We start from the raw sequence: 25,495 nt of genomic DNA, 5'->3' as shown, positions 1-25,495 counted from the left end.
GATGACGCTCACTCAAGGTTTTGCACGCCCCGCGGCAGTCGCCCTGCTGTGCCTGCTCAGCGCCTGCGAGCAGCGCCAGGTCGCCGTGGACCGGGCACTCGTGCAGCACGAACTCGAACAGGATGAACCGGGCGATGCGCCACTGCCGTTATTCGCCGGCCTGCGCACGATTCAGGAGCGCTGGCTGAGCGAGCGCGACGAAGCTGACAATGTCGATTCTCTGGCGACCTGGCACGGCCCGAACGGCGAGCACTGGCTGCTGGCCACCGCCAAGGAAACCGATCGCCTGCTGGTCTATGACGCGGGTACCGGCAAGCCGCTGCGCAAGTTTGGCGCCGCCGGCAGCGGTCCCGGCCAGTTCGATCGCCCAAACGGAATCAGCGTCGTCGACGATCTGGTGTTCGTGGTCGAACGTGACAACCATCGCGTGCAGTTGTTGCACCTGCCGGACTTCGAGCCGCTGCTGCGTTTCGGCGCCGAGGACCTGATCAAGCCCTATGGTTTGTGGGTGCGGCCGAACGTCGATGGCTACCGCGTCTACGTCACTGACAACTACGAAAATCCGGACGAAAGCGTTCCGCCGCCCGATCAGCTGGACCGCCGCGTCAAGCGCTATCAGCTGAGCCGTGACGGCGAGGCCTGGACCGCGTCGCTGGACATGCAGTTCGGTGATACCGGTCGCGGCGCCTTGCTGATCGTAGAATCGATCTGGGGTGATGAGGCCAGTGGCCAACTGCTGATCGCCGACGAGGAGCAGTACCGGCAGCGCAACATCAAGGTCTACGATTTGGACGGGCGCTACAGTGGCCACAACATCGGCGGAGGCGTGTTCCGCGACCAGCCGGAAGGTATTGCGCTGTACGCCTGTGAGGACGGCTCCGGTTACTGGTTCGCCACCGATCAGAGCAAGCAGCACAACGTGTTTCACCTGTTCGACCGCAACAGTCACGAATACCTGGGCAGCTTCGAAGGCGCGGTGACGCTGAATACCGATGGCGTCTGGCTCGATCACGGTCCGCAGCCCGGTTTCCCGCAGGGTGCGTTCTACGCGGTGCACAACGATGGCAATGTCGCCGCCTTTGATCTCGGAGAGATTCTTTCGGCGCTCGACCTCAAGCGCTGCGACTGATCGATCTGGCCGCGTCGCGATGCAGCCAGATCGCGACCAGCACACCGGCCAGGCACAGCGCCGCGACATAGTGGGCTGGCGCCATCGGACTGAGCCGCATCAGCAGGACCACCAGCAGCGGCGTCAGTCCGCCGAACAGGGCATAGGCCAGGTTGTACGAGAACGACAGGCCCGAAAAGCGTACCGCCGGCTCGAAGGCGCGCACCATGATCGTCGGCACCACACCGACCACGCCGACGCAAAATCCGGCGAGCGCATAGAGCGGCCTCAGCAGTCGGCCGTCATACGCCACGCCGAAGTACAGCGCATAGACCGCGCACAGCAGCAGCGCCGAACCGATGCCGAGGATGCGGGCCGCGCCGTAGCGGTCCGCCGCCCAGCCGAACACGAGACAGCCGCAGGCGAGGGCGAAGGTCGCAAGCGAGTTGGCGCTCAGCGTGGTCGACACCGGCAGGGCGAACAGCTGCTGCATCAGCGTCGGCGTCATCAGGATCATCACGACGATCGCGGCCGTCAGCAACCAGCTCACCAGTGTCGACAGCAGTACCGAGCGCCACTGTTCGCGCAACACCCGTTTCAGCGGCAGTTCGCGCGCCAGCGCCTTGCGCGCCCGCAGGGATTCGAACACCGGGGTTTCGTCCAGCCATCGTCGCAGCCACACCGCCAGCAGTCCAAAGGCGCCGCCCAGCAGAAACGGCAGTCGCCAGCCCCAGGCGCGGATCGCGTCGGCGTCCAGTCGCAGGTTGATGGCGCTGGCCACCAGTGAGCCGAGCAGGATTCCCAGGGTCAGCCCACAGGTCAGCGCGCCGCAGGCCAGACCCACGCGCCGCGCCGGCACATGCTCGGAGACGAACACCCAGGCGCCCGGAACCTCGCCACCGATGGCCGCGCCCTGCAACAGCCGCAAGGCGAGCAGGGCCAGCGGCGCCCACACGCCGATCTGGGCGTAGGTTGGCAGCAGGCCCATCGCCAGCGTCGGCAGCGCCATCAGCAGCACGCTGAGCGTGAACATGCGCTTGCGACCGGAGCGGTCGCCGAAATGCGCCATGACGATGCCGCCGATGGGGCGTGCCAGATAACCGGCCGCGAACAGGCCGAAAGTCTGCACCTGGCGCAGCCAGTCCGGCGTGCTGGCCGGAAAGAACAGTTCGCCGATCACGCCGGTGAAGAACACGAAGATGATGAAGTCGTAGAACTCCAGTGCGCCGCCGAGGGCCGACAGTCCCAGGGTCTTGAAGTCGGCGCGATTCAGCGGCCGCGCGGTGGCGGAGGCGTCCGTGGATTCGACGGATTCGACAAATTCGGCGGAACGGGCGGTCGGGTGCATGGACTCGAACTGCGACGATGGGGAGCGCAGCGAGTACGCTATCAGCTTTGCGCACGTCGCCGCGCGACCCACCGTCCGCGCCATAGTGCGTTCTCCAACGAAGATCGTTTGCCGAAATGCCCCCAGACGAAAACCTGTCCGTAGTCCCCGCACGCAGGCTCAGCGCGCTCAAGGGCCTTGCACCGTTCCTGCGCCCCTATCGCTGGCGCATCGCGTTGGCCTTCCTGATGCTGATCCTCGGTTCGGTGGCAATGCTTTCGGTGCCGCTGGCATTCCGAAATCTGATCGACCACGGCTTCGTCGCCGGCGCCGACATGCAGGTGCATTTCCTCGGTCTGCTGGTGCTGGCGCTGCTGTGGGGTGTCGCGGTCGGCGCTCGCTTCTATTTCGTGTCCTGGATCGGTGAGCGCGTCACCGCGGACCTGCGCTGCGGCGTCTACCAGCGCATGCTCCAGCAGTCACCCCAGTTCTTCGAAACCACGCAGACCGGGGAAGTGTTGTCCCGCCTGACCGGCGACACCACGCTGGTCCAGACCGTGGTCGGCACCTCGGTGTCGATGGGGCTGCGCAGCGTGTTCCAGTCGCTGGGCGGGCTGATCATGCTCGCCATCACCAGCATCACCTTGTTCGGCGTCACCGCCCTGATGCTGACCCTGGTCATCGTGCCGCTGGTCTTGGTCGGCCGGCGTGTGCGCAAACTGTCGCGCGAATCGCAGGACCGCATCGCGGACACCTCCGCCGTGGCCGGTGAAATCCTCAATGCCATTCCGACCGTGCAGGCCTTCACCCACGAGCGCTACGAGACGCGGCGCTATGACCGCGCGGTCGAAGGCAGCTTTCGCGCCGCGGTCCGCCGCATACGCGTGCGCTCCTTGATGTCGTCCGGCGTGATTGCCGGCGTCTTCGGCTCCATCGTGTTCGTGCTGTGGCTGGGCGCGCAGTCCGTCAGTTCAGGCGCGATGAGCGCCGGTGAACTGGCGTCCTTCGTGCTCTATGCCGCCTTCACCGCCGGCGGTATCGGCATGCTCACCGAGGTCTGGGGCGACATCATGCGCGCTGCCGGCGCCACCGAGCGCCTCATGGAACTGCTGAACTCCGAACCCGCGATCCAGGCACCGGCCGCTCCGCGCGAACTCGCGGTCGAAGGGCCGGCCCGTGTCGCCTTCGACGCGGTAGTGTTCCGCTATCCCTCGCGCTCGCAGACCGCCGCGCTGGACCATGTCACGCTCGACATCAATCCCGGCGAGACCGTGGCCCTGGTCGGCCCCAGCGGCGCCGGCAAGACCACCCTGTTCCAGCTGTTGCTGCGCTATTTCGACGTGGCCGAAGGCGCGATCCGCTTCAACGGCACCGATCTGCGCGAACTCGACCCCGGCGCTCTGCGCGCGCAGATCGGGATCGTGCCGCAGGACGCGGTGATCTTTTCCGCCAACGCCTTGGAGAACATCCGTTACGGTGACGAGCAGGCCCCGGACGAGGCGGTGATGATGGCCGCACGAACGGCACTGGCGGACGAATTCATCCAGCGTCTGCCGGACGGCTATCACAGCTTCCTTGGCGAACGCGGCGTGCGTTTGTCCGGCGGACAGCGTCAGCGCATCGCCATCGCCCGCGCGATTCTCAAGAACCCGCCGCTGCTGTTGCTGGACGAGGCCACCAGCGCGCTGGACGCCGAAAGCGAGGCGCTGGTGCAGCGCGGTCTGGAAGCCGCGATGGTCGATCGCACCACCCTGATCATCGCGCACCGTCTGTCCACGGTGAAGCGTGCCGACCGCATCATCGTGATGGAAAACGGGCGCATCGCCGAGACCGGAACGCCGGACGAGTTGATGCGCAGCGGCGGCCTGTATGCGCGGCTGGCGAGCCTGCAACTGGCCGCCTGAATCCCCCGAATTTTCGCTCTCCCCGCGAATACGGCACAATGTCGCCTCTTCGCGGTGATGGTCGTCGCCGCAATGGAACCGAACAGCAGCAACAGGACAGCATGAACCCGCTTCGTCACGAGATGCAGAGCGCGCGAATTACCGGACCGGCCACCGTGGCCGGTGGTCGGTTTGATTCGCGCCGCCTTTGTCGTCCCGTACCGGAGTACCCCGTTCATGTCGTCCCATTTCGTCGATAGTTCCCGTTCCGCCCCCACGCTTCCGTCCTTCGATGCCGTTGCCCGCCTGATCGTGGAGGCGGATTTCGATCCGCAGCTGCCGTCGCGTGTGCTGGGGCGACTCGCCGCCTGCAACGATCTGCCCGACCTCTTCGTGGCCCGATGTCGACGCCCCGACAGCCTCAGCATCGAACTTGAATTTCAGGGAGACGCCGATGCGGCCGGTCGGCTGGCTCGCCAGCTGCAGAACGTGCCCAGCGTGCGCTCCGTGAACTGGACCATCACGCGCCGCCGTATCGCGGCGGCAGCCTAGTAGTCCTCCCATGAGAAGACTACGGATATGAGGTGTGAGCCGAATCGATGGGTGCCCCTTCTCCCGGAGGGAGAAGGAGAAAATCGTTCCTGGCAATACCCGCAATTGTCAAGTGGGCGGACTACTAGAGGTAAACACGATGTTCAATCGCATACGTGAAGACATTCATTGCGTGTTCGACCGCGACCCCGCGGCCCGCACCACCTGGGAAGTCCTGACCTGCTACCCCGGCCTCAAGGCGCTGTGGGCGCACCGCGCCGCGCACTGGCTGTGGACGCATGGCCTGCGCTGGATGGCGCGCGCGCTGAGCCAGACCGCGCGCTGGCTGACCGGTATCGAAATTCACCCCGGCGCGACCATCGGCCGGCGCTTCTTCATCGACCACGGCATGGGTGTGGTGATCGGCGAAACCGCCGAAATCGGTGATGACGTGACGCTCTACCATCAGGTCACGCTCGGCGGCACCAGCTGGGACAAGGGCAAGCGTCACCCCACTCTCGGCAACAACGTGGTCGTCGGCGCCGGCGCCAAGGTGTTGGGACCGATCACCCTGGAGGACGGTGCGCGCGTCGGCTCCAATTCCGTGGTGGTCAAGGACGTTCCGGCCGGCGCCACCGTGGTCGGCATCCCCGGTCGCGTGGTCGGCACCCACAGCGCGCCCTCGGACAAGGTCGTGGAGATCGCCAAGCGCATGGGTTTCGACGCCTACGGGCTGTCGCGCGACATGCCGGACCCGGTGGCCAATGCCATTTCGGCCATGCTCGATCACGTGCAGACGCTGGACGATCGCGTCAACGAACTGTGCCGTGCCATGCGCAATGCCGGCGTCGAAAAGCTGGAGCTGCCGGATTTCCCTTGCGGTGAAGATACCGGGGCCGCCGGCGAAGAGGCGGTCGAAGCTGCGCCGGACACTCGCAAGAAAGCGATCTAGACTTTTTCGCCTCAACGCCTCAACGCCTCAACGCCTCAACGCCTCAACGCCTCAACGCCTCAACGCCTCAACGCCTCACGCCAAAATGCCGACCTACCTCGACCACAACGCCACGACCCCGACCGATCCTCGCGTACTCGAAGCGATGTTGCCGTACCTGTCGGGGCCGTACGCGAATCCGTCGAGCCTGCATCGCTACGGTCGCGCCGCGCGCGACGCGGTCGAACAGGCGCGCGCCCAGGTCGCCGCTCTGGCGGGCGCGGACGCGGGGCAGGTGGTGTTCACCAGCTGCGGTACCGAAGCCAACAATCTCGCGGCGCACGGCGTCGCCAGCGGGGCGCCGCGCGGCCGGCTGCTGTATTCGGCGATCGAGCATCCCTGCATCGACGAGCCGATGCGGGCGCTGGCCGACGCCGGCTGGCCGGTGGAGACCATCGCCGTCGACCGCGATGCGCGCATCGATATCGATGCCTATGGCCGGCAACTGACGGAGGCGCCGGTGCGCCTGGTGTCATGCATGGTCGCGAACAATGAGACCGGCACCGTGCAGGACACCGCGCGGCTCGCTGGTATGGCGAGAGAGGCCGGCGCGGTGTTTCACGCAGACGCGGTCCAGGCCGCCGGCAAGCTGGCGCTTTCGTTTCAGGAATGGGGGCTGCAACTGATGACGCTGTCCGCCCACAAGATTTTCGGCCCCAAGGGCGTCGGTGCCCTGGTCGTCGATCGCGGGCTGGACCTCGTGCCGCAGTTGCGCGGCGGCGGCCAGGAACGCGGCCTGCGCGCCGGCACCGAGAACGTCGCCGGCATCGTCGGTTTCGGCGAGGCAGCGGCGCTGGCGGTGGCCGAACTGGAAACGCGCCGCGCCGGCTGGCTGGCCTTGCGCACACGTCTGGAAGACGCGCTCGGCGGCTTGTCCGGGGTCCGGCTGCTGGCCGTGAACGCACCGCGTACGCCGAACACCCTGCAGTTCACGGTGCCCGGCATTCACAGCGCCACCTTGCTCGGTCTGCTCGACCAGAAAGGCTACGCCGTGTCCTCGGGCTCGGCCTGCGCCAGCGGAAGCGACGAAGCCAGTCCGGTGCTGCTGGCCATGGGTCTGTCGAACGACGAGGCCTTGTGCGCGATTCGCGTCAGCCTCGGTCTGGGCAATACCGAACAGGAGATCGACGGCTTCGTGACCACGCTGAAGCAGCTCCTCGCGGGCATGGGCCTGTCGATGCCGGCGGTGGTCGGCGCCTGAGGCCCTGCGGGATTTTCCGCTTCTGAGTATCGTTAGCCTCTACCCATCCAGCGCACGCCACACGTGATCTACCTCGACTACGCCGCCACCACGCCGCTGGACCCGGCGGTGCTCGAAGCGATGCTGCCGCAGCTGAGCGATGCGCATGCCAACCCGGCTTCGGATCACGGTCCGGGCCGCCGCGCGCGGCTTGCGGTCGAACAGTCACGGGCGAAGGTCGCCAGGGCGATCGGCGCCGAAGTCGGCGAGATCATCTGGACCTCCGGCGCCACTGAATCCGACAACCTCGCAATCAAGGGTGCGCTGGAGTTCTATGGCGAGGCCGGCGGTCGCGCCCATATCGTCACCAGCCGCACCGAGCACAAGGCGGTGCTCGACACCTGCCGCTACCTGGAGACGCGCGGCGTGCGGGTGACGTATCTGCAACCGGGGCCGGACGGACGCGTCGGCGCGGCGCAGGTCATCGCGGCACTGGAACCGGATACCTGTCTGGTGACCCTGATGTGGGTCAACAATGAAACCGGCGCGATCAACGAGGTCGAGCCGCTGGCGCCGCTGTTGGCCGAGCGCGGCATCTTGTTTCACGTCGACGCCGCGCAGGCCGTGGGGCGGGTGCCGATCGATCTGTCGCAGACGCCGATTTCGCTGATGTCGATGTCCGCTCACAAGGCCTATGGCCCCAAAGGCATCGGCGCCCTGTTCGTGCGCCGTCGACCGCGCGCACGTCTTGCGCCGCAGCTGCACGGCGGTGGTCACGAACAGGGCATGCGCTCCGGGACGCTGGCGACGCATCAGATTGTCGGCATGGGCGCGGCCTTCGAGCTGGCGGCCGAGCGGCGCGAACCCGACAGCGCACATGCGCTGCGTCTGCGTGCCGCGTTGCTGCAATCCATCGGTAGCCTGGATGGCGTGTTCCGCAATGGCGGCGATGGCGCTTGCGTGCCGCACATCCTCAATCTGAGCTTCGAGGGTGTCGACGGCGAGTCGCTGCGTGCCGGCTTGCCGGGGCTGGCGGTCTCCAGCGGTTCGGCCTGCTCGGCGGCGACCCAGGAGCCATCGTATGTATTGCGCGCGCTCGGTCGTTCGGATGCGCTGGCCGGTGCCTCGCTGCGCTTTTCCTATGGGCGTGGAACCGACGAAGCCGATACCCGCGAAGCCGGCGCGGCCGTGGCGGCCGAAGTGCTGCGCCTGCGCGAGTTGTCGCCGATCTGGGATTAGCGCCAACGGCAACGGCTTGTCTCGCGCCAAGGCGCCAAGTAGAAGAGTTTTGAGCTTTGAAAGAGCTGTTGCCGTTCTTGTTTTCCTTTGCGTCTTTGCGCGGACATCAGCTTTGAAACTCTTTCCCGACGTCGCCGCGCAGCTTGATAGCGGGCGTACAATGGATGGCGTGAGGATTTGCTGATGCAAGAAAACGCCTACGAGTACCCTGAACCGGTCTGGCAGCTGTTTCGCCAGACGCCGCGTGCCGGGCGCTTCGCGCCGGACAGCGGCACGGTGCTGGTCGGAGAGGCGCGCACGCCGGCGGCCGATTCGGTACTGAGGCTGGAACTTCTGGTCGAGGACGGAGCCGTCGCTGACGCGCGATTCCAGGCGTACGGCTGTCCGGTCAGCATCGCGGTCGGTGCCTGGCTGGCCGAGCATGCGATCGGGCGCGATCGCTCGGAACTGGACGAGATTCGTTCCCGTCAGTTGATCGATACCCTTGAAATACCGGAGGATCGTGCCCACTGTGCCTTTCTGGGCGAGGACGCCCTTCGACACGCTCTGGAGCAATGGCCATGACAATACAGCTGACCGAGCGGGCCGCCGCCCGCATTCAGAAGCAACTGGCACAGCGCGGCCACGGCCTGGGCCTGCGCATCGGTGTCAAGAAGTCCGGCTGTTCCGGATTCGCCTATACGATGGATTACGCCGACGCCGTCAACGACGGAGAAGCGGTGTTCGAAGCCCACGGCGCCCGTGTAGTCGTGCATGATCGCGATCTTCCGATGCTGGGCGGGATCACGCTGGACTACCGTCGTGAAGGGCTCAATGAGGCCTTCAAGTTCGATAACCCCAACGTCGACGCCCTCTGCGGCTGCGGCGATAGCTTCGCCCTCAAGGCGACTGCCTGACACAAAAACGCCGCAGAATTACCGCTTTGCGCGGTAGCCGGCTACAATTTACCGCTTTGTCCGCGCCAGCCGGAGGTTCAACCATCCTTCGCGCGCGGACTTCGTTGTTTTCCTCATCCGTTTCCCAACAAAAGTCGGAGTCACAATGGCGGTCGAACAAACCCTTTCCATCATCAAGCCCGATGCCGTCGCAAAGAATGTGATCGGCGACATCTACAGCCGTTTCGAAAAGGCGGGGCTGCGCATCATCGCCGCGAAGATGAAGCACCTCTCGCGGGCCGAAGCCGAAGGGTTCTACGCGGTTCACCGCGAGCGCCCGTTCTTTGGCGATCTGGTGTCGTTCATGATCAGCGGCCCGGTGATCATCCAGGTGCTCGAAGGCGAAGATGCGGTGGCCAAGCATCGCCAGATCATGGGCGCAACCGACCCGAAGAAGGCCGAAGCCGGCACGATTCGCGCGGATTTTGCGGAATCCATCGACGAAAACGCGGTCCATGGTTCGGACAGCCTCGAGAACGCCGCCATCGAAATGGCGTATTTCTTCGCGGCCACCGAAATCGCGCCGCGCACGCGCTGAAGAAGACGAGTGGCAATTCGTGAGTGAGATCGACATCGCCGTATCCGAGCCAGCCGGCGCCGCAGGCGCACGGGCGGACGCGGCTGTCTCACCGCGAATGAATCTGTTCGGCCTGGACCGGGCTGGCCTGCGCGCGGAGTTTGAGCGCCGGGGCGAAAAGCCGTTCCGAGCCGATCAGATCATGCACTGGATCTACCGCCGCGGGGTCGATGACTTCGCGGCGATGACCAATATCGGCAAGGATCTGCGGGCACGGCTGAGCGAGCATTTCGAAATCCGCCTGCCCGAGCTGGTCGCCGAACAATTATCGAAGGACGGGACGCGCAAATGGGTGCTGCGCCTGCCGCAAGGCCAGGCGATCGAAACCGTCTACATTCCCGAGGACGATCGCGGCACCCTGTGCATTTCCTCGCAGGTGGGTTGCGCCATGGACTGCACCTTCTGCTCCACGGCGCAGCAGGGCTTCTCGCGCAACATGAACACTGCCGAGATCATCGCGCAGGTCTGGTTCGCGGCGAAAACCCTGGGCTGTAACTTCCAGACCGACCGCAAGATCTCCAATGTGGTCTTCATGGGCATGGGCGAGCCGCTGGCGAACTACAACGCGGTACTGCCGGCGATCAACATCCTGCTCGACGAATCGGGTTTCGGCCTGTCCAAGCGCCGTGTCACGGTGTCGACCTCCGGGCTGGTGCCGTTCATGGACCGTCTGCGTGGCGATGTCGACACCGCGCTGGCGGTATCGCTGCATGCGCCGAACGACGCGCTGCGCAGCCAGATCGTGCCGATCAATCGAAAGTACCCGATCAGCGAGCTGCTGGCGGCCTGCCGCCGCTATACCGACGGCAAGGACCGCAAGGCGCACATCATCTACGAGTACGTGATGCTCGACGGCGTCAACGACCAGCCCGAGCATGCGCGCGAACTGGCACGCCTGCTGGGCGGAATGCCGGCCAAGGTCAATCTGATTCCGTTCAATCCGTTTCCGAACACCGAATTCCGTCGTTCGCCGGAACCGCGGATTCGCGCCTTTGCCGAAATCCTGCGCAGCAAGCGCGTACTGACGATGATCCGCAAGACGCGCGGCGACGATATCGATGCGGCCTGCGGGCAGCTGGTCGGACGCGTCGAATCGCGCCAGAAGCAACGTCTGCGCGATATTCCGATCAAGGTCGCATGATGCTTGTGCCGGGGGTCGGTGTCGGACGGCGGGGAGCCGGAAGCCGATGAATCGGGTCTGCATACCGCCCACCCATGCACTGGCCGTCCGCTGTCTTGCATTCTGCTGTCTGGCGCTGGGCGCCGCGGCTTGCGTGTCGACCACCACCGGCCGTGAACAGACCGAGCCGGACCTGTCCGAGGCGGCACGTCTCAACACCCAGCTGGGCGCGGACTATCTGCGGACCGGCAAGCCGGAACAGGCGCTGGAAAAGCTGCAGAAGGCGGTACAGCAGGATCCCGACTACGCGCCGGCACGGTCCACCCTGGCCCTGGTCTATGCCGCGCGCGGTGACACCGCCAGTGCTGACGAGCAGTTCCGCAAGGCAGTGGCGCTGCAGCCCGACAATCCGCAGACGCTGAACAACTACGGCGTGTTCCTGTGCGGTGCGGGGCGTCGCGAACAAGCCGTCGGTAATTTCCTGCGTGCCGCCCAATCGCCGGATTTCCAGTCGCCGGCCGCGGCCTGGACCAACGCGGGCGTGTGCGTACGCGAAGACCATCCGGATGATGCCGAGCGCTATCTGCGCGAGGCCTTGCGCATCTCGCCGAACTATCCCGAAGCGCTGGCGCAGCTCGCCTGGCTGAGCCTGAAGAACAAGGACTACCTGCGGGCACGCGGTTTCCTGCAGCGCTTCGAGCAAAGCGGCGGCCGCACCACTGCCGAATCGCTTTGGGTGGGCGCCCGCACCGAGGAAGCGCTGGGTGACGTTGCCGCCGCCCGACGCTTCGAACAACGACTATTGACCGAGTTTCCGGCCTCCGACGAGGCGACGGAACTCAGCAGACGAAACGCGTCATGATGACCGAACCCAAAGACATCGCCGACATCAAGCCGGACGTTCCCGCGGACGCGACGGCGGCGACGCCCGAGCTTTCGCCCGGGCAGACGATCCGTCGCGCACGCACCGACGCCGGCTATGCCGCCGAGGATTTCGCGGCCCAGCTCAAGCTGTCGCGCAACATGCTCGAAGCCTTGGAGAACGACGACTACGCAACCCTGCGCGAGCCGGTCTACGTACGCGGCTACTATCGCAAGTGCGCCAAGTTGCTGAACCTGCCGGAGGACGAGCTGATCGCGGCCTACGAGAAGCGCGCACGCCCCAAGGCACCGGCGATTCCCTCGAAGATTCCGGTGGTCGACGGCGGCATCGAAACCCGTTCCGGCGGCGGCGCCCTGCGCTGGCTGATCGGACTGATCGTCGTGGCCGGCACATTTGCCGCCGTGGCCTGGTATCTGCAGCAGGAAGACACCGGCTTCACCAATACCTTGTCCACCGACACCACGCCGCCCGTGGTCCAACCGTTGAGCGGCCCCACGCTTGGTGAGCGCCCGGCCGACGACAGTCTCGCGGGTGGCGACCGCAGCGAGATCGACGCGGAAGATTCCGGAGGTGAATCCCTGGATGCCACGAACGAAGCGGCGCCGCCGGCCGCCACGGATACGCTTGCCAGCGAAAACGCGGAGCAGGGAACGTCTGGCGCCGGTCCTTTGACGCTGCGTTTCGAGGACAACTCCTGGGTTCGTATCCAGGATGCCGACGGACGCATGCTGCTGTCCGGGCTGGTCCGCAAGGGCGCCACACACACCTTGGACGGCAAGCCGCCGTTCGCGCTGTTCCTGGGCTATGCGCCGGGGGTCAGCGTGCAGTACCAGGGGCGCGCGATCGACCTGGCCCCGGTCACGCGCGACAACAACACCGCCAATCTGACCGTCCCCGGTGGCGCCTGAGCGCGCCGGTACCCGTCCCATTGACTGCTGATCCGTTTCGAGGTCCGCGATGAAGAGCCATCACCAGATCGTCCGTCGTCGTTCGCGCGCCATACGCGTCGGCCGCGTCACCGTGGGTGGCGATGCGCCGATATCGGTGCAGACCATGACCAATACCGAGACCGAGGATGTCGATGCCACGGTCGCGCAGATCCATCAGGCCGTGAAGGCCGGTGCCGACATCGTGCGCGTGTCGGTCCCCACCCTGAAGGCGGCGGCTGCATTCAGGCTGATCAAGCAACAGGTTGGCTACATTCCCCTGGTCGCCGACATTCACTTCAACTACAAGTGCGGCATCGCCGCCGCCGAGGCCGGGGCGGACTGTCTGCGCATCAATCCCGGCAACATCGGCGGCGAGAAGAAGGTGGCCGAAGTCGTGGCTTGTGCGCGCGCGCACCGCGTGCCGCTGCGCATCGGCGTCAACGCCGGCAGTCTGGAGGGTGACCTGCAGACGAAATATGGCGAACCGAATGCCGATGCGCTGGTCGAATCGGCGATGCGCCACATCGATATCCTCGACCGTTTCGACTTCCCGGACTTCAAGCTCAGCCTCAAGGCGTCCGAGATCTTCATGACGGTGGATGCCTACCGCAAGCTCGCCACCCGCATCGAGCAGCCGCTGCATCTGGGCATCACCGAGGCCGGCGGCCTGCGCGCCGGCAGCGTCAAGTCCTCGATCGGCCTGGGCATGCTGCTGGCCGAGGGCATCGGCGACACCATCCGCATTTCTCTGGCGGCCGATCCGGTCGAGGAGGTCAAGGTCGGCTGGGACATCCTGCGTTCGCTGGGCATTCGCACACGCGGCGTCAACATGATCGCCTGCCCCTCGTGCTCGCGTCAGAACTTCGACGTGATCAAGGCTGTGACCGAGCTGGAATCGCGCTTCGACGGCATCGAGGATACGATCGACGTGGCGGTGATCGGCTGCGTGGTGAACGGACCGGGCGAGGCGCGTGAAGCTGCGATCGGCGTTGCCGGCGGCTATCCCAATTCGATTTACGTGGACGGCAAGATCGCGCACAAGGTGCACAACGCCGATCTGGTCGACAGGCTCGAAGTGCTGGTGCGCGAAAAGCTGGCCGAGAAGAAGGCGGCCAAGGCCGCTGAAGCGGCTGCGGCCGATGACGGCGAACGCTGAGCCGGCCCATCCGATACCCGATCCGATGAGTGCGAAGATTCAGTCACTGCGTGGCTTCAACGATATCCTGCCGGAACAGACCGCGCTGTGGCGCCGCCTGTTCGAGGCGGTGCAGCAGGTGATGGACGCCTACGGCTATCGCGAGATCAAGCTGCCACTGCTCGAATCCACCGACCTGTTCCGGCGCTCGGTGGGCGAGGCCACGGACATCGTCGAAAAGGAGATGTTCAGCTTCGTCGATCGCGAGAAGGCTTCGATCAGCCTGCGCCCCGAAGGCACCGCCGGTTGCGTGCGCGCCGGGATCGAGAACGGCCTGCTGCACAACCAGCAGCAGCGTCTTTGGTATCAGGGGCCGATGTTCCGCCACGAGCGTCCGCAGGCCGGACGCTACCGACAGTTCCACCAGGTGGGCCTGGAGGCCTACGGCATGCTGGGGCCGGATGTCGATGTCGAGATTCTGGCGCTGTGCGCGCGTCTTTGGAAACGCCTCGGTCTGAACGACATCCGCCTGGAAATCAATTCCCTGGGCACGCCGGAGACGCGCGTGCGCTTCCGTGACGCGCTGGTCGAGTACCTGTCGGCGCGGATCGATCGACTGGACGCGGATTCGAAGCGGCGGCTGTACACCAACCCGCTGCGCGTGCTCGACAGCAAGGACGAATCCACGCGCGAGGTCTTGCTGCACGCGCCCAAGCTCGCGGACCTGCTGGATGCGGAATCGCGCGAGCATTTCGCGGCGGTGCTGGCCGGTCTCGACGCCTTGTCGATCGACTACGTGATCAATCCGAATCTGGTGCGTGGTCTGGACTACTACTCGCGGACCACCTTCGAGTGGACCACCGACCAGCTCGGCGCCCAGGGCACGGTCTGCGGCGGTGGTCGCTATGACGGTCTGGTCAGCCTGCTCGGCGGCGGCGAGGTGCCGGCGATCGGTTTCGCGATGGGCGTCGAGCGCCTGATCCTGCTGATGCAGCAACAGGTGCAGCTACCCGATCTCGGATCGCCGGAGGTCTATTTCTGCTGGCTCGGCGACGCCACCTTCGTCCAGGCGGCGCAGCTGGCCGAGCAACTTCGCGACGCCGGATTGCGCGTGCAGCTCAACGCCGGTGGCGGCGCATTCAAGGCCCAGATGAAGCGCGCCGATCGTTGCGGTGCGGGGATCGCGTTGATCCTCGGCGAGCAGGAACTTGCGCAAGGCGTGGTTCAAGTAAAATCCCTGCGCGGCGGGGAGCCCCAAACCGAAGTTGCGTGGACGGAGCTGGTCCCCGGCCTGCAAGCACGACTCGCCGGGCCGATTTCGGCCTGAACCTGACCATCATTCAAAAATCAAAATCGAGATTGCCGTGTCCCATTACGACGACGAACAACAAGCCGAAGTAGTCAAGAAGTGGTTCCTGGAGAACTGGTTGGCTCTGGTGGCCGGACTGGCGATCGGCCTCGGCGCGATCTTCGGCTGGCAGGGCTGGCAATCGATAAAGCAGGAAAAGTCGGCCGAAGCCTCGCGCATGTATGAGGAAGCGCGTCAGGCACTGGACTCCGGCGATATCGAGGAGGCTTCGGCGCTGGCCGCCAAACTCTCCGACGACTATTCAGGCACGCCTTACGACGACCAGGTGGCTCTGCTGCTGGCGCGGTATCACGTCGATCAGGGTGAGCTTCCCGCCGCCGCCGAGCAATTGCGTTCGGTGGTGGACGGCAATGCCGACGAGCCGCTCAAGCAGGTCGCCCGCTTGCGTCTGGCGCGCGTACTGTGGGCCCAGGATCAGACGGAGGAGGCGCTCGCCGAACTCGACGCCGGTGGCAGTGGCGAGTTCGTGTCGCTGTTCGAGGAACTGCGCGGCGACATCATGCTGACCCAGGGCGATCGCGCCGCAGCGCGGCAGGCGTACCAGAAGGCGATCGAGGCCGGCAACGAAGCCGCCGCGAATCGCGAGTTGTTGCAGCAGAAACTCGACGACCTTGCCGACGTGGTGAATTCATGAAGCAGGCATTGGTGATCGCCGCCACCGCGATGGTGTTCGCGCTGGCCGGCTGTACCTCCAAGGGCAAGACCCGTGAACCGGCGGATCTGCAGTCCATCGACAAGGTCAAGGTCAAGGCCTCGGTGGTGTGGAAGCGTTCGTTGGGCGGCAGCAACGGTCTGCTCGGCGGTTTCGAGATCGATGTCCAGGACGATGCGGTGTTCGCGGCTGATGCAGACGGCGATGTCTACGCGCTCGAAACCGAGACCGGCAAGACGATCTGGCAGGCCGAGACCGGTGAACGCGTGATCAGCGGCCCGGCCAGCAGCGGCAATCTGGTGCTGGTGGGCACCCGCGACGCCGAAATCATCGCGCTGTCGCGCGCCGATGGCAGCGAGGTCTGGCGCAGCCAGCTGTCGAGTGAGGTGCTGGCCTCGCCGGCAGGGGACGGAGACACGGTCATCGCCCGCACCATCGATGGCCGTGTATTCGCGCTGTCCGCCGCGGACGGAACGCGCCTCTGGACCTTCGACCGGAGCGTGCCTTCGCTGACGCTGCGCGGCCTGTCGCGCCCGGTGATGGTGGGGCCGGCGGTACTGGTCGGACTCGACGGCGGACGCCTCGTCGCGCTGCGCGTGGACACCGGCGAGGTGCTGTGGGAACAGGTCGTGGCCTCGCCGACGGGACGTTCCGAACTCGAGCGGCTGGTGGACGTGGACGCCGATCCCATCGCTGTCGGCGGAGGCGTGTTCGCCCTGTCCTACGGCGGTGAACTCCTCCTGATCGACCCGAGCAGTGGCGATTCACGCTGGGACCGCAGCATCCGCAGCTATACCGGGGGCTCGATCTTCGGTACGCGCGGGCTCGCGGTCAGCGATGCCGACGGTGTGGTCTGGGCGCTGGATGCCGAAAGCGGCGCGGCCGTCTGGAAGCAGGAGGAATTGCAGTACCGCATGCTGTCGCAGCCGGCAGCGATTGGCGATTACATCGCCGTGGCCGATTACAAGGGCTACATCCACTTCCTGTCGCCGGGCGATGGCCGCATCGTCGGCCGTAGCCACGCGCTGAGCGATCCGGTGCAGGCCGCGCCGGTAGTCGTCAAGGATCGCCTCTACATGCTCGATATCGATGGCCACCTCGTAGTGCTGGAGCTGAAGGAAGTCGGTTAGGCGCGTCGCCGCTTTGGGCGGCGCTGTTCCCCTGATCCTGTGCGCCGGTGACCGTCCCGACGGTCGCCGGCGCTTTCGTCTGTCGCCGCGAGAAGCGGCTATGCTGTCGCCGCTTGTCGCCCATCTGAACCTTTGTAGCCTCCCGCCGTGTCCAGCCATCTTCCCGTCATCGCACTCGTCGGCCGACCCAATGTCGGCAAGTCGACGCTGTTCAATCGTTTCACCGGCACGCGGGATGCCCTGGTTGCGGACTTCGCGGGCCTGACCCGCGACCGGCAGTACGGCTTCGGGAAGTTCGAGGGCCGCAGCTTCATGGTGGTGGACACGGGCGGACTGATGCCGTCTTCCGGCGATCCTCTGGCCGGCCTGGCCGAATCCCAGGCACGCATCGCGATCGAGGAAGCCGACTGTGTCCTGTTTCTGGTCGATATCCGCGCGGGCCTGAACCCCTCGGATCGGGAGATTGCGGGGTATCTGCGCAAACTCGGCAAGCCGGTGTGCCTGCTGGCGAACAAGGCCGAGGGGCTGCCGCGCTCCGCAGTCGGCGAGTTCTACGAACTGGGCCTGGACACGCCAATGCCGGTGTCGGCGGTGCACGGCGACGGCATTCAGGACCTGCTGCGCCAGATCCTGCCGGCGGCACCGGAAGCCGAGGATGCCGATCCCGAGGAACCACCGGAAGATGGTTCGGTTTACGTCGCCATCGTCGGGCGGCCCAACGTCGGCAAGTCCACCCTGGTCAACCGTCTGATCGGCGAGGAACGCGTGCTGGCCGCGGACATGCCGGGCACCACGCGCGACTCGATCAAGGTGCCGTTCCACTATCAGGGCCAGGACTTCGTGTTGATCGACACCGCCGGCGTGCGCCGCCGCGGCAAGGTCTCCGAGACCATCGAGAAATTCTCGATCGTCAAGACCCTGGAGGCGATCGAGCGCGCGCACGTGGTCATCGCCGTGGTCGACGCCCAGGGTGACATCGGCGAACAGGACGCGCGCCTGCTGGGTCTGATCGCGCATCGCGGGCGCGGAATGGTGCTGGCCGTGAACAAGTGGGACGGTCTGGACGAGTCCGAGCGCAAGCGCATCAAGACCGACGTCGACTTCAAGCTGCCGTTTCTCGACTACGTGCCGGTGCACCACATCTCGGCCAAGCGCGGCACCGGGCTGGCGCGCCTGTTCGCCGAAGTGCAGAAAGTGCGGGCGTCCGCCTTCATCGAGATGCCGACACCGCGTCTCAACCAGATCCTCGAAAAGGCCATGGCGCGGCATGCGCCGCCGGCCATCGTCGGCCGTCGCATCAAGCTGCGCTACGTGCACCAGGGTGGCCGCAATCCGCCGAAGATCATCATTCACGGCAACCAGACCGAGCGGGTTCCGGTCGCCTACAAGCGCTTTCTCTCGAACGAATTCCGACGTGCGTTCAAGCTCACCGGCGTGCCGCTGGAAGTGGCCTTCAAGACCGGAGACAACCCGTTCAAGGGTCGCAAGAACGTACTGACGCCGCGCCAGATCAAGAAGAAGAAGCGGATGATGGAACACTTCAAGGACTGAGCCGCAGGCATCGCAAGCTCAGGCGTGGCGCCGACAGCGCGTCCGGCTATGCAATAATTCCGCTTTGCGCGCGCCTTCGGCGCGCGTGTTCGTTTGCCCGCCGGCACTTCTCCCGCTCGGGCCGCAGCAAGAGGTCATTGACGATGAGTTCCCCCAGCACTTCCGTATCCCGCAGCACCTTCGATGAAGTCATGGTCCCGAATTACGTTCCGGGCGCCATCGTGCCGGTGCGAGGCCAGGGTTCGCGAATCTGGGATCAGGACGACAAGGAATACATCGACTTCGCCTGTGGCATTGCGGTGACCGTGCTGGGCCACTGCCACCCGAAGCTGGTGGCCGCGCTGACCGAGCAGGGCAACAAGCTCTGGCATCTGTCGAACGTGGTCACCAACGAACCGGCGTTGCGCCTGGCGAGCAAGCTGACCGAAAAGACTTTCGCCGAGCGCGTGTTTTTCGCCAATTCCGGGGGCGAGGCCAACGAAGCCGCGTTCAAGCTGGCGCGTCGCTACGGCAATACGCGCGCCGAGGGCAAGAACGAGATCATCTCGTTCCATAACGCCTTTCACGGACGCACGCTGTTCACGGTCAGCGTCGGCGGTCAGGCCAAGTACACCCAGGGCTTCGAGCCGATTCCGGGCGGTATCACGCACCTGCCGTTCAACGATGTCGCCGCGCTCGAAGCGGCGATCTCGGACAAGACCTGCGCCGTGGTGATGGAGCCGCTGCAGGGCGAGGGCGGCATATTGCCGGCTACCGCCGAATTCGCGCGCGCCGCACGCGAGCTGTGCAACAAGCACGACGCACTGCTGGTCTACGACGAAGTGCAGACCGGCATGGGCCGGACCGGAGAGCTTTACGCCTACATGGGGCTCGGCGTCACGCCGGACATCCTGACCACGGCCAAGGGCCTGGGCGGCGGTTTCCCGATCGGCGCGATGCTCACGACCAAGGCGATCGCCGACTATCTGCCGTTCGGCACGCACGGTTCCACCTATGGCGGCAATCCGCTGGGCTGCGCCGTGGCGGAGGCCGTGCTCGACACCGTCAGCGAGCCGGCCGTGCTCGAAGGTGTGCAGGTTCGCGCCGAAAAGATTCGCGCGCGGCTCGATGCACTCGGCGAACGCTACGGCGTGTTCGGCCCGACGCGCGGCCTGGGTCTGCTGATCGGTGCGCCGATGAGCGAGGCCTGGAAGGGCCGCGCCAAGGAGATCGTCAACGCCGGCTGGAAGCACGGCGTCTGGTGCCTGGTGGCCGGCCCGGACGTGTTGCGCATCGCGCCGTCCCTGATCATTCCGGAGGCCGAGCTGGAACTGGGTCTGGAGCGTCTCGAGGCGGCGGTCGCGGAGCTGTGTGCCTGAACGGACTGTCCCCGGAACGGCGAGCCTCGCTTGCGCACGGAATCCTCCCGCGCGGGCCTGAGGTCCTGCAAGCCGGCTGGCGGGCGGGATAGGGTTCGGGCCATGGTTTCACGAATCCTGCCGCTCCTGCTGATGTTCCCCTTGGTGGCGAGCCCGGCCGTCCCGGCGGCAGCGCCAGCCATTGCGCTTGCGGAGCACCCGCTGCTCGATACGATCGTCCAGCGCAGCGATGCGCAGCGTCTGGACCGCGAGGCACTGCTGCGTCGCGCCGCCTCGGCGGAGGTACTGCTGCTGGGCGAGGTGCATGACAACCCCGAGATCCACCGTCTGCGGGCCTGGCTGCTGGCGCGCCTGGTCGAAGCCGGCCGGCGCCCGGCCGTGGCATTCGAGCAGATCGATCTTGAGGACAACGACGCCGTGCATGATTGCCAACGGCGTGGCTGCGATGCCGATGCCCTGGCCGACGCCGTGAACTGGTCCGCTTCCGCCTGGCCGCCGTTCGCCCTGTATCGGCCGATATTCGAGGTCGTTCTGTCGCAGGGGCTGGATATTCGTCCCGCCAATCCGGGGCGGGATACGATCCGTCGTCTCGCACTCGGCGAAACCGAGCCTGAGGCCGCGCTGCGCGCGCTGGATGAATCGCGTCCGGGCGTCGCGCGGGCCGCGCTCGAGCAGACGCTCAGGGACAGCCACTGCGGCATGCTCCCGGAATCCGCCCTGCCGGGCATGGTGCTGGCACAGACCGCGCGCGACCGGGCGATGGCTGAAGCCCTGCAGGCCCAAGGCCCGCAGGCGCTGATGGCGGGCAACGGTCACATCATGGCGTCCGGCGTGCCCTGGGTGCTGGATCGTCTGGGCGATACGCGCCCGCGATTGTCCATCGCCTGGCTGGAAGTCGAGGGCGGCCTTACCGACCTGGAAAAGGCCCTGGACGCGGCGCCGCCGGTCGATGTGATCTGGTTTACGGTCCGGACCGAGCGGCCCGACCCCTGTGCCGCCTTTCGTTGACGTGGACCGCGCATAGCGAGTCCACGGCTCCTCGCCCACGAAGTGGGCGAGGACAAGCACGCCCCGCTCAGGATTCGTTGTTGGCGTGAATCACGCGCCGCGTGATGCCGACCCACCCTCGGCCGCTTGCATGATTCCCGATATTCGCCTCGGTCTCCCGAAATTTTCATCTCACAGGACCAAACCCTGGCTACGATCCCCTAAGTCCGACAGGCTGCCAGGTTCTGCGTGGGCGCGACGGCAACTACTGGAAATTGCGCATGCTGAGCTACTACGATGAGGCCGGAACTTCGACCCAGCTATCCTTTGAATACGCGCCGATCGCGGCGCCCTGAGCACTGAGACCGACGGAAGACCCATGTCCGATGACACAAACCAGGATCTGATCGCCGCGCGCCGGCTCTACGCACAGAGTCAGCAGGGCGTGCTGTCCACGATCTCCAAGTCCATGGACGGATTCCCGTTCGGCTCCGTGATCACCTTCGCGCCGGATGCCACGGGTGCGCCGGTGATCCTGATCAGCGATATCGCCGAACACACGCGAAACCTCAAGGCCGATCCGCGCGTCTCCCTGATCGTGCTCGAAGGCGGTGGCGATGTGCAGGAAACCGGGCGCCTTACGGTGATCGGAGATGCCCAGCGCGTGGGTGAATCCGAAGCGGTGGCGGAGCGCTATTACCGGCGATTCCCGCATGCCAGTGGCTACCATCAGGCACACGATTTCGCGTTCTACCGCATCCGGCCGGTGCGCATTCGCTACATCGGTGGCTTCGGGCGGATTCACTGGTATTCGCCGGATCAGGTGCTGCTGGCCAATCCTTTCGCCGGCAGCGCCGAGGACGGCATGATCCGTCACATGAACGCCGATCACGTCGAGGCGATGCGCGACTACTGCGGTCTCGCCGGGGTGGATTGCGGCAACGAATCGCCACGCATGTCGGGCGTGGACGCCAACGGCTTCGAACTGTTTATCGGCAAGCGCATGTTGCGCTTCGATTTCGAGACGCCGGCGAGTACGCCGGTAGAAGTGCGCCAGGCACTGGTGGCGCTCGCCAAACGAGCCCGGCAGGCCGCGGCGGCGTGAACGGCGACAAGGCCGACAGCAAGCGCAGCCAGTGGATGTCGCGCCTGGCCCAGGCCGGCTTCTGGTTCTTCCTGATCAAGGGGCTGCTGTGGCTGCTGGTTCCGGCCACGGCCGCCTGGTTCGGCTTCGATTTCCTGGCGCACTGAGTGCCGCACGAACTCAGCGGTTCGTCGGATACAACACGATCTCACCCTTCCAGTTGAAGACGATGCCGTCGCGCCGGATTTCCACGATCCGCGGGCCGGCTTCGATCGTCTGACCTTCCAGGTACTTGCGCAACTCGATCATCGTCCAGCGCTTGGCTGGATCGTCGTTGTAAACGTGCACGTCCACCGAGAACGACGGGAAGTCGCTGCGATAGTTCGGCGACATGTCGCGCAGCGCAGGGTAGGGACTGGGTGCCGTCGCGGCGCTGGGGACAACTCGCAACTCGTCTGCGCTGGGCGGCGCTACATCCGAGCGGTCGATCGGACCGCTCGGCGGCGGTAGCTCGCCCTGCCGTGTGTCCTGCGGGGCCAGCATCGGCGCCGGAGGCGTCGCGGGTGGTGCGCTGATCACCGGCGCTGCCGAGCGTGCCGGGGGGCGGGGCGCCGGCAGGAAATCATCCAGGTCGTTCAAGCCGCGCGCGTCACGTATCACCCGCGGGGTCTCGGGCACGGGTGTGGGCGAGACTGGCGCCGGTCCCTCGCGCCGCTTCGGCGGCGGGGCGGTCTGGGTGATATCGGGCGCCGCAGCGTCGACGACGGCTGCGGGTGTCGGCGACGTGGACGGAGCCGGCCGCCACAGCAGCCAGATCGCGAGGGCCGCGATCGCGACCACCACGGCCGCGAGCAGCAGCCAGACGGCGACCGGCGCGCGCTGTTCCAGCGGCGCCTGTCCCGGCATCTGCGTGATCACCTGCACGCTGGGCGCCTGACCGAGCTTGCGCTCCTGTTCGGCACGTCGCAGGGCGTCGAGGATCACCGACATCAGCCGGCCTCCGGCGTCAGCGTGGGGCCCGGCTCGTCTTCGCCGATGTGACCCAGCTGGATCTGGGTTTCCGCGCCGGCCAGGCCGTCCACCTTAAGACCGTACTGGCGCTGAAAGCGACGCACCGCTTCGCGCAGTTCGGGATCGAACGTCGGGGACAGCGGGCTGGGCAGTGTCCGACCCTCGGCCTGGGCCAGCTTGCTGCGCAGCCACTGCACCGAACTGCCCTGGCTGCCGGGCGCGATCAGGCTATCCGACGTTTCGCGCCGCCACAGCATCAGATACTCGCCAGTCCAGAGCAGATCGAGTTGGGACAGCGTCAGCCGTACCGAGCCCTCGGCGCTGAGCACTTCGGCGCTGTCGGTGCCCAGCGACAGCAGCAGCGTATGCAGGTTTTCGCCGAACGGCGTGCGCAGCGTCAGGATCGCAGGTCGGTTGAGACCGCCGAGGTCGGCCCATCCGCCCTGTCCCTTGAAACACTCCAGGCCTTGTTGCGACAGGGCCTCGCAGACATTGCTGCCGGTCGGCACGCTGTAGTCGCTGCCCCAGCGCGCGATCAGCTGATCCATCAGCCGCGCCAATGGCATCGGCTGTTCGATCAAGGCCACCGCAGCGCTTTCGTCTCCGGCTGGCGGCGCGATGTCGGTCGATGGAGCCACAACGGACAGCACCTCCGCGGCCGGCTCGGCTTGCGATTCCGCAATGGCCGGCGTTTGCTCGACCTCCGCCATCGGCGCCGGCACGGCATTGCGCTGCACGATGGCGGCGATCAGCCCGACCACTGCGATCAGCAGCACCGCGGCCGCCGCGATCCAGCTCCAGTGCGGGCCGCGTGGACCGTGGGCGGCGACCACGTGTGCACCGAGCGCTTCGCGCGCCGCACCGCGCACGATCTCGGTTGTGACCTGGCGCGTACCGCTGGCGTAGGCGCCAAGCAGGGCGCGGTCGCACAGCACGTTGATGAGGCGGGGTATGCCGCCGGTCAGTCGGTGGATCTGCGCCACCACCGGCGGCGGAAACGTCATCGCATCGCCGCCGGCCACGCGCAGGCGGTGCGCAAGGTACTGGCGCGCCTCGTCGACGTTGAGCGGCTCCAGGTGATAGCGCGCGGTGATGCGCTGCGACAGTTGGCGCAGTTCGGCGCGCGACAGCAGTTCGGCGAGTTCCGGCTGGCCCACCAGCATGATGCGCAGCAGCTTTTCCTTGTGCGTTTCCAGATTGGTCAGCAGGCGCACCTGTTCGAGCACGTCGGGCGACAGGTTCTGTGCTTCGTCGATGATCAGCACGGTGCGTCGGCCGCGCGCGTGCGCATCCAGCAGATAGACGTTGAGGCGGTCCACCAGGCCCTTGAGCGTGGCGTCGCTGCCGTACGCAATGCCGAGTTCGTCGCAGATCGTCTGCAGGAATTCAAGCTCGTTCTGGCGTGGATTGAGCACCACCGCCACGTCCACGTTGTCGAGCTTCTGCTCCAGCAGCGTGCGCACCACCGTGGTCTTGCCGGTGCCGACCTCGCCGGTCAGCTGGACAAAGCCGCCGTATTGCCCGGTGCCGTACAGCAGATGGCCCAGCGCCTCCTGATGGCGCGGCGACAGATAAAGGTAGGCCGGATCCGGGGTGATCGAGAACGGCATTTCCCGGAGCTGGAAATAGGCGAGATACAAGTCGGAACCGAGGGGCGATGAACGGTATCGGCAGTATAGCGGCCGGCGTCTGGCTACGGCTTCGAGGCAGGGGAGCGCGGTGTTCCGGGCAAAGGCGCAAAGGCGCCGGGCAAAGCCGTTATTGTCTACGGTGCGTCTTGGCGCCTCTGCGCGAACTCAAAGCTCTTTTGGGGGCTTTACCGTTCGCAGCATGTCGACGTGGGCGATGCCGTCCTCGTCGTAGGGTTCGCCGCTGCGCACGAAGCCGAGACTGCCGTAGAACGGTTCCAGATGCTGCTGCGCGGACACCAGGATGCTCGCGCCGGGGAAGCGCTGCCGGCAACCCTGGATGCCGACACGCATCAGCTCGCGTCCGAGTCCGGTGCCGCGTTCCGAGCGTTTCACCACGACCCGGCCGAGCGCCGGATACTCGGACTTCACGCCCGGCGGCACCAGGCGCAGATAGGCTTTTAGCTCGCCTTTGTCATCGACGCCACACAGATGCAGGCAATCGGGATCGCGTCCGTCCATATCGGGGAACACGCAGTTCTGTTCGACCACGAAGATCTCGCTGCGCAGGCGCAGGCTTGCATAGAGCAGCTCGCGCGGCCACTCGTTCCAGGGGTGCCAGGACCAGTGTATTGGAGTCATTGCTCGGATCGTGGGCGGTAGACGCTGGGCGAGATGCCGGTCCAGCGTCGGAATGCGCGCGAAAAGCTGCTGCTGTCCGAGAAGCCGGGCAGGCAGGTGATCTCGGCCACGCTGTAGCGCGTGTCGTGAATGTACGACAGCGCCAGTTCGTGACGTGTGCGGTCATGCGCTTGGCAGCTGATGTCATGCTCCGGCGGCGCGCCGGGCATAGACTCGATACGGGACACGATACTTCGCTCGGGGGT

At 66.0% G+C, this 25,495-nt stretch carries 26 protein-coding genes; 21 read left to right on the top strand and 5 right to left on the bottom strand.

The features are described 5' to 3' along the window. The first annotated feature begins 1 nt into the window (after window position 1). On the top strand, window positions 2–1,129 hold the full coding sequence (locus tag RM530_RS15335) for a phytase (protein WP_311366135.1): 1,128 nt from the start codon (window positions 2–4) through the stop codon (window positions 1,127–1,129). Here the strand turns inward: RM530_RS15335 and RM530_RS15330 are convergent. Beyond that, on the bottom strand, window positions 1,113–2,456 hold the full coding sequence (locus tag RM530_RS15330; RefSeq protein ID WP_311366134.1) for an MFS transporter: 1,344 nt from the start codon (window positions 2,454–2,456) through the stop codon (window positions 1,113–1,115). The two genes, RM530_RS15335 and RM530_RS15330, sit on opposite strands and share 17 nt — an antisense overlap. A gap of 116 nt (window positions 2,457–2,572) precedes the next feature. Between RM530_RS15330 and RM530_RS15325 the strand changes: the two genes are divergently transcribed. The 20 genes from RM530_RS15325 (at window position 2,573) to RM530_RS15230 (ending at window position 22,136) form a co-directional block, all read left to right on the top strand. Further along, window positions 2,573–4,339: an ABC transporter transmembrane domain-containing protein gene (locus RM530_RS15325; protein WP_311366133.1), complete on the top strand. Its 1,767-nt coding sequence runs from the start codon at window positions 2,573–2,575 to the stop codon at window positions 4,337–4,339. Window positions 4,340–4,555: 216 nt separating this feature from the next. After that, window positions 4,556–4,870 carry a hypothetical protein gene (locus RM530_RS15320; RefSeq protein WP_311366132.1) on the top strand — a complete coding sequence of 105 codons (315 nt, stop codon included), beginning with the start codon at window positions 4,556–4,558 and terminating at the stop codon, window positions 4,868–4,870. Window positions 4,871–5,009: 139 nt separating this feature from the next. Then, window positions 5,010–5,801: a serine O-acetyltransferase gene (gene cysE / locus RM530_RS15315; protein WP_311366131.1), complete on the top strand. Its 792-nt coding sequence runs from the start codon at window positions 5,010–5,012 to the stop codon at window positions 5,799–5,801. 85 nt (window positions 5,802–5,886) lie between these two features. Next, the gene (locus RM530_RS15310; protein WP_311366130.1) at window positions 5,887–7,041 is read left to right on the top strand and encodes a cysteine desulfurase family protein; all 1,155 of its coding nucleotides are present in this window, start codon (window positions 5,887–5,889) and stop codon (window positions 7,039–7,041) included. 63 nt (window positions 7,042–7,104) lie between these two features. Beyond that, on the top strand, window positions 7,105–8,259 hold the full coding sequence (locus RM530_RS15305) for a cysteine desulfurase family protein (RefSeq protein ID WP_311366129.1): 1,155 nt from the start codon (window positions 7,105–7,107) through the stop codon (window positions 8,257–8,259). Window positions 8,260–8,442: 183 nt separating this feature from the next. Then, complete coding sequence (locus tag RM530_RS15300) at window positions 8,443–8,823, top strand: iron-sulfur cluster assembly scaffold protein (protein ID WP_311366128.1); 381 nt, start codon at window positions 8,443–8,445, stop codon at window positions 8,821–8,823. Further along, window positions 8,820–9,155 (top strand): HesB/IscA family protein, encoded by a 336-nt coding sequence (locus tag RM530_RS15295; protein WP_311366127.1) that lies wholly within the window; start codon window positions 8,820–8,822, stop codon window positions 9,153–9,155. Before RM530_RS15300 ends, RM530_RS15295 begins: the two co-directional genes overlap by 4 nt. Window positions 9,156–9,300: 145 nt before the next feature. Beyond that, window positions 9,301–9,732: a nucleoside-diphosphate kinase gene (gene ndk, locus RM530_RS15290; protein WP_311366126.1), complete on the top strand. Its 432-nt coding sequence runs from the start codon at window positions 9,301–9,303 to the stop codon at window positions 9,730–9,732. A 97-nt stretch (window positions 9,733–9,829) separates the two neighbouring features. Then, the gene (gene rlmN / locus RM530_RS15285) at window positions 9,830–10,912 is read left to right on the top strand and encodes a dual-specificity RNA methyltransferase RlmN (protein ID WP_349256259.1); all 1,083 of its coding nucleotides are present in this window, start codon (window positions 9,830–9,832) and stop codon (window positions 10,910–10,912) included. A gap of 46 nt (window positions 10,913–10,958) precedes the next feature. Continuing rightward, entirely contained in the window at window positions 10,959–11,753 is a 795-nt protein-coding gene (gene pilW / locus RM530_RS15280; RefSeq protein ID WP_311366124.1) for a type IV pilus biogenesis/stability protein PilW, read from the top strand. Further along, window positions 11,753–12,682 carry a RodZ domain-containing protein gene (locus RM530_RS15275; RefSeq protein ID WP_311366123.1) on the top strand — a complete coding sequence of 310 codons (930 nt, stop codon included), beginning with the start codon at window positions 11,753–11,755 and terminating at the stop codon, window positions 12,680–12,682. The genes pilW and RM530_RS15275 overlap by 1 nt, the downstream gene beginning before the upstream one ends. A gap of 49 nt (window positions 12,683–12,731) precedes the next feature. Continuing rightward, window positions 12,732–13,859 carry a flavodoxin-dependent (E)-4-hydroxy-3-methylbut-2-enyl-diphosphate synthase gene (ispG, locus tag RM530_RS15270; protein WP_311366122.1) on the top strand — a complete coding sequence of 376 codons (1,128 nt, stop codon included), beginning with the start codon at window positions 12,732–12,734 and terminating at the stop codon, window positions 13,857–13,859. 25 nt (window positions 13,860–13,884) lie between these two features. Continuing rightward, the gene (hisS, locus tag RM530_RS15265) at window positions 13,885–15,165 is read left to right on the top strand and encodes a histidine--tRNA ligase (RefSeq protein WP_311366121.1); all 1,281 of its coding nucleotides are present in this window, start codon (window positions 13,885–13,887) and stop codon (window positions 15,163–15,165) included. A gap of 37 nt (window positions 15,166–15,202) precedes the next feature. Then, window positions 15,203–15,841, top strand: coding sequence for a YfgM family protein (locus RM530_RS15260; RefSeq protein ID WP_311366120.1), 639 nt, complete (start codon window positions 15,203–15,205; stop codon window positions 15,839–15,841). After that, window positions 15,838–16,989 (top strand): outer membrane protein assembly factor BamB, encoded by a 1,152-nt coding sequence (bamB, locus tag RM530_RS15255; protein WP_311366119.1) that lies wholly within the window; start codon window positions 15,838–15,840, stop codon window positions 16,987–16,989. The genes RM530_RS15260 and bamB overlap by 4 nt, the downstream gene beginning before the upstream one ends. A 147-nt stretch (window positions 16,990–17,136) precedes the next feature. Next, entirely contained in the window at window positions 17,137–18,540 is a 1,404-nt protein-coding gene (gene der / locus RM530_RS15250; RefSeq protein WP_311366118.1) for a ribosome biogenesis GTPase Der, read from the top strand. A gap of 143 nt (window positions 18,541–18,683) precedes the next feature. Next, window positions 18,684–19,898, top strand: coding sequence for an aspartate aminotransferase family protein (locus RM530_RS15245; protein ID WP_311366117.1), 1,215 nt, complete (start codon window positions 18,684–18,686; stop codon window positions 19,896–19,898). 102 nt (window positions 19,899–20,000) lie between these two features. Next, window positions 20,001–20,906: a ChaN family lipoprotein gene (locus RM530_RS15240; RefSeq protein WP_311366116.1), complete on the top strand. Its 906-nt coding sequence runs from the start codon at window positions 20,001–20,003 to the stop codon at window positions 20,904–20,906. Between the two features lie 358 nt (window positions 20,907–21,264). Beyond that, the gene (locus RM530_RS15235) at window positions 21,265–21,990 is read left to right on the top strand and encodes a HugZ family pyridoxamine 5'-phosphate oxidase (protein WP_311366115.1); all 726 of its coding nucleotides are present in this window, start codon (window positions 21,265–21,267) and stop codon (window positions 21,988–21,990) included. Next, the gene (locus RM530_RS15230) at window positions 21,987–22,136 is read left to right on the top strand and encodes a hypothetical protein (protein ID WP_311366114.1); all 150 of its coding nucleotides are present in this window, start codon (window positions 21,987–21,989) and stop codon (window positions 22,134–22,136) included. The genes RM530_RS15235 and RM530_RS15230 overlap by 4 nt, the downstream gene beginning before the upstream one ends. 13 nt (window positions 22,137–22,149) lie before the next feature. On the opposite strand, the gene RM530_RS15225 is transcribed toward RM530_RS15230, so the two are convergent. The 4 genes from RM530_RS15225 to RM530_RS15210 all read right to left on the bottom strand — a co-directional run bounded on the left by RM530_RS15225 (window position 22,150) and on the right by RM530_RS15210 (window position 25,477). After that, window positions 22,150–22,959, bottom strand: coding sequence for a general secretion pathway protein GspB (locus tag RM530_RS15225; RefSeq protein ID WP_311366113.1), 810 nt, complete (start codon window positions 22,957–22,959; stop codon window positions 22,150–22,152). Then, a complete protein-coding gene (locus tag RM530_RS15220) occupies window positions 22,959–24,620 on the bottom strand; it encodes an ExeA family protein (protein ID WP_311366112.1) in 1,662 nt (553 codons plus the stop codon). Before RM530_RS15220 ends, RM530_RS15225 begins: the two co-directional genes overlap by 1 nt. A gap of 156 nt (window positions 24,621–24,776) precedes the next feature. Continuing rightward, entirely contained in the window at window positions 24,777–25,250 is a 474-nt protein-coding gene (locus RM530_RS15215; RefSeq protein WP_311366111.1) for a GNAT family N-acetyltransferase, read from the bottom strand. Continuing rightward, window positions 25,247–25,477, bottom strand: coding sequence for a helix-turn-helix domain-containing protein (locus RM530_RS15210; RefSeq protein ID WP_311366110.1), 231 nt, complete (start codon window positions 25,475–25,477; stop codon window positions 25,247–25,249). Before RM530_RS15210 ends, RM530_RS15215 begins: the two co-directional genes overlap by 4 nt. Window positions 25,478–25,495: the final 18 nt, after the last annotated feature.

It is taken from the genome of Banduia mediterranea (assembly GCF_031846245.1).
In the GTDB taxonomy this organism is placed as follows: Bacteria; Pseudomonadota; Gammaproteobacteria; order Nevskiales; family Nevskiaceae; genus Banduia; species Banduia mediterranea.
Note: the sequence above shows the minus strand (reverse complement) of the source record. Positions and strands in the feature narration are given on the sequence as shown.

Coding starts and splice junctions, on each gene's coding strand:
- RM530_RS15335 (WP_311366135.1), top strand. CDS start 2: ATGACGCTCACTCAAGGTTTTGCACGCCCCGCGGCAGTCGCCCTGCTG.
- RM530_RS15330 (WP_311366134.1), bottom strand. CDS start 2,456: ATGCACCCGACCGCCCGTTCCGCCGAATTTGTCGAATCCGTCGAATCC.
- RM530_RS15325 (WP_311366133.1), top strand. CDS start 2,573: ATGCCCCCAGACGAAAACCTGTCCGTAGTCCCCGCACGCAGGCTCAGC.
- RM530_RS15320 (WP_311366132.1), top strand. CDS start 4,556: ATGTCGTCCCATTTCGTCGATAGTTCCCGTTCCGCCCCCACGCTTCCG.
- cysE (WP_311366131.1), top strand. CDS start 5,010: ATGTTCAATCGCATACGTGAAGACATTCATTGCGTGTTCGACCGCGAC.
- RM530_RS15310 (WP_311366130.1), top strand. CDS start 5,887: ATGCCGACCTACCTCGACCACAACGCCACGACCCCGACCGATCCTCGC.
- RM530_RS15300 (WP_311366128.1), top strand. CDS start 8,443: ATGCAAGAAAACGCCTACGAGTACCCTGAACCGGTCTGGCAGCTGTTT.
- RM530_RS15295 (WP_311366127.1), top strand. CDS start 8,820: ATGACAATACAGCTGACCGAGCGGGCCGCCGCCCGCATTCAGAAGCAA.
- ndk (WP_311366126.1), top strand. CDS start 9,301: ATGGCGGTCGAACAAACCCTTTCCATCATCAAGCCCGATGCCGTCGCA.
- rlmN (WP_349256259.1), top strand. CDS start 9,830: ATGAATCTGTTCGGCCTGGACCGGGCTGGCCTGCGCGCGGAGTTTGAG.
- pilW (WP_311366124.1), top strand. CDS start 10,959: ATGAATCGGGTCTGCATACCGCCCACCCATGCACTGGCCGTCCGCTGT.
- RM530_RS15275 (WP_311366123.1), top strand. CDS start 11,753: ATGACCGAACCCAAAGACATCGCCGACATCAAGCCGGACGTTCCCGCG.
- ispG (WP_311366122.1), top strand. CDS start 12,732: ATGAAGAGCCATCACCAGATCGTCCGTCGTCGTTCGCGCGCCATACGC.
- hisS (WP_311366121.1), top strand. CDS start 13,885: ATGAGTGCGAAGATTCAGTCACTGCGTGGCTTCAACGATATCCTGCCG.
- bamB (WP_311366119.1), top strand. CDS start 15,838: ATGAAGCAGGCATTGGTGATCGCCGCCACCGCGATGGTGTTCGCGCTG.
- RM530_RS15245 (WP_311366117.1), top strand. CDS start 18,684: ATGAGTTCCCCCAGCACTTCCGTATCCCGCAGCACCTTCGATGAAGTC.
- RM530_RS15240 (WP_311366116.1), top strand. CDS start 20,001: ATGGTTTCACGAATCCTGCCGCTCCTGCTGATGTTCCCCTTGGTGGCG.
- RM530_RS15235 (WP_311366115.1), top strand. CDS start 21,265: ATGTCCGATGACACAAACCAGGATCTGATCGCCGCGCGCCGGCTCTAC.
- RM530_RS15225 (WP_311366113.1), bottom strand. CDS start 22,959: ATGTCGGTGATCCTCGACGCCCTGCGACGTGCCGAACAGGAGCGCAAG.
- RM530_RS15215 (WP_311366111.1), bottom strand. CDS start 25,250: ATGACTCCAATACACTGGTCCTGGCACCCCTGGAACGAGTGGCCGCGC.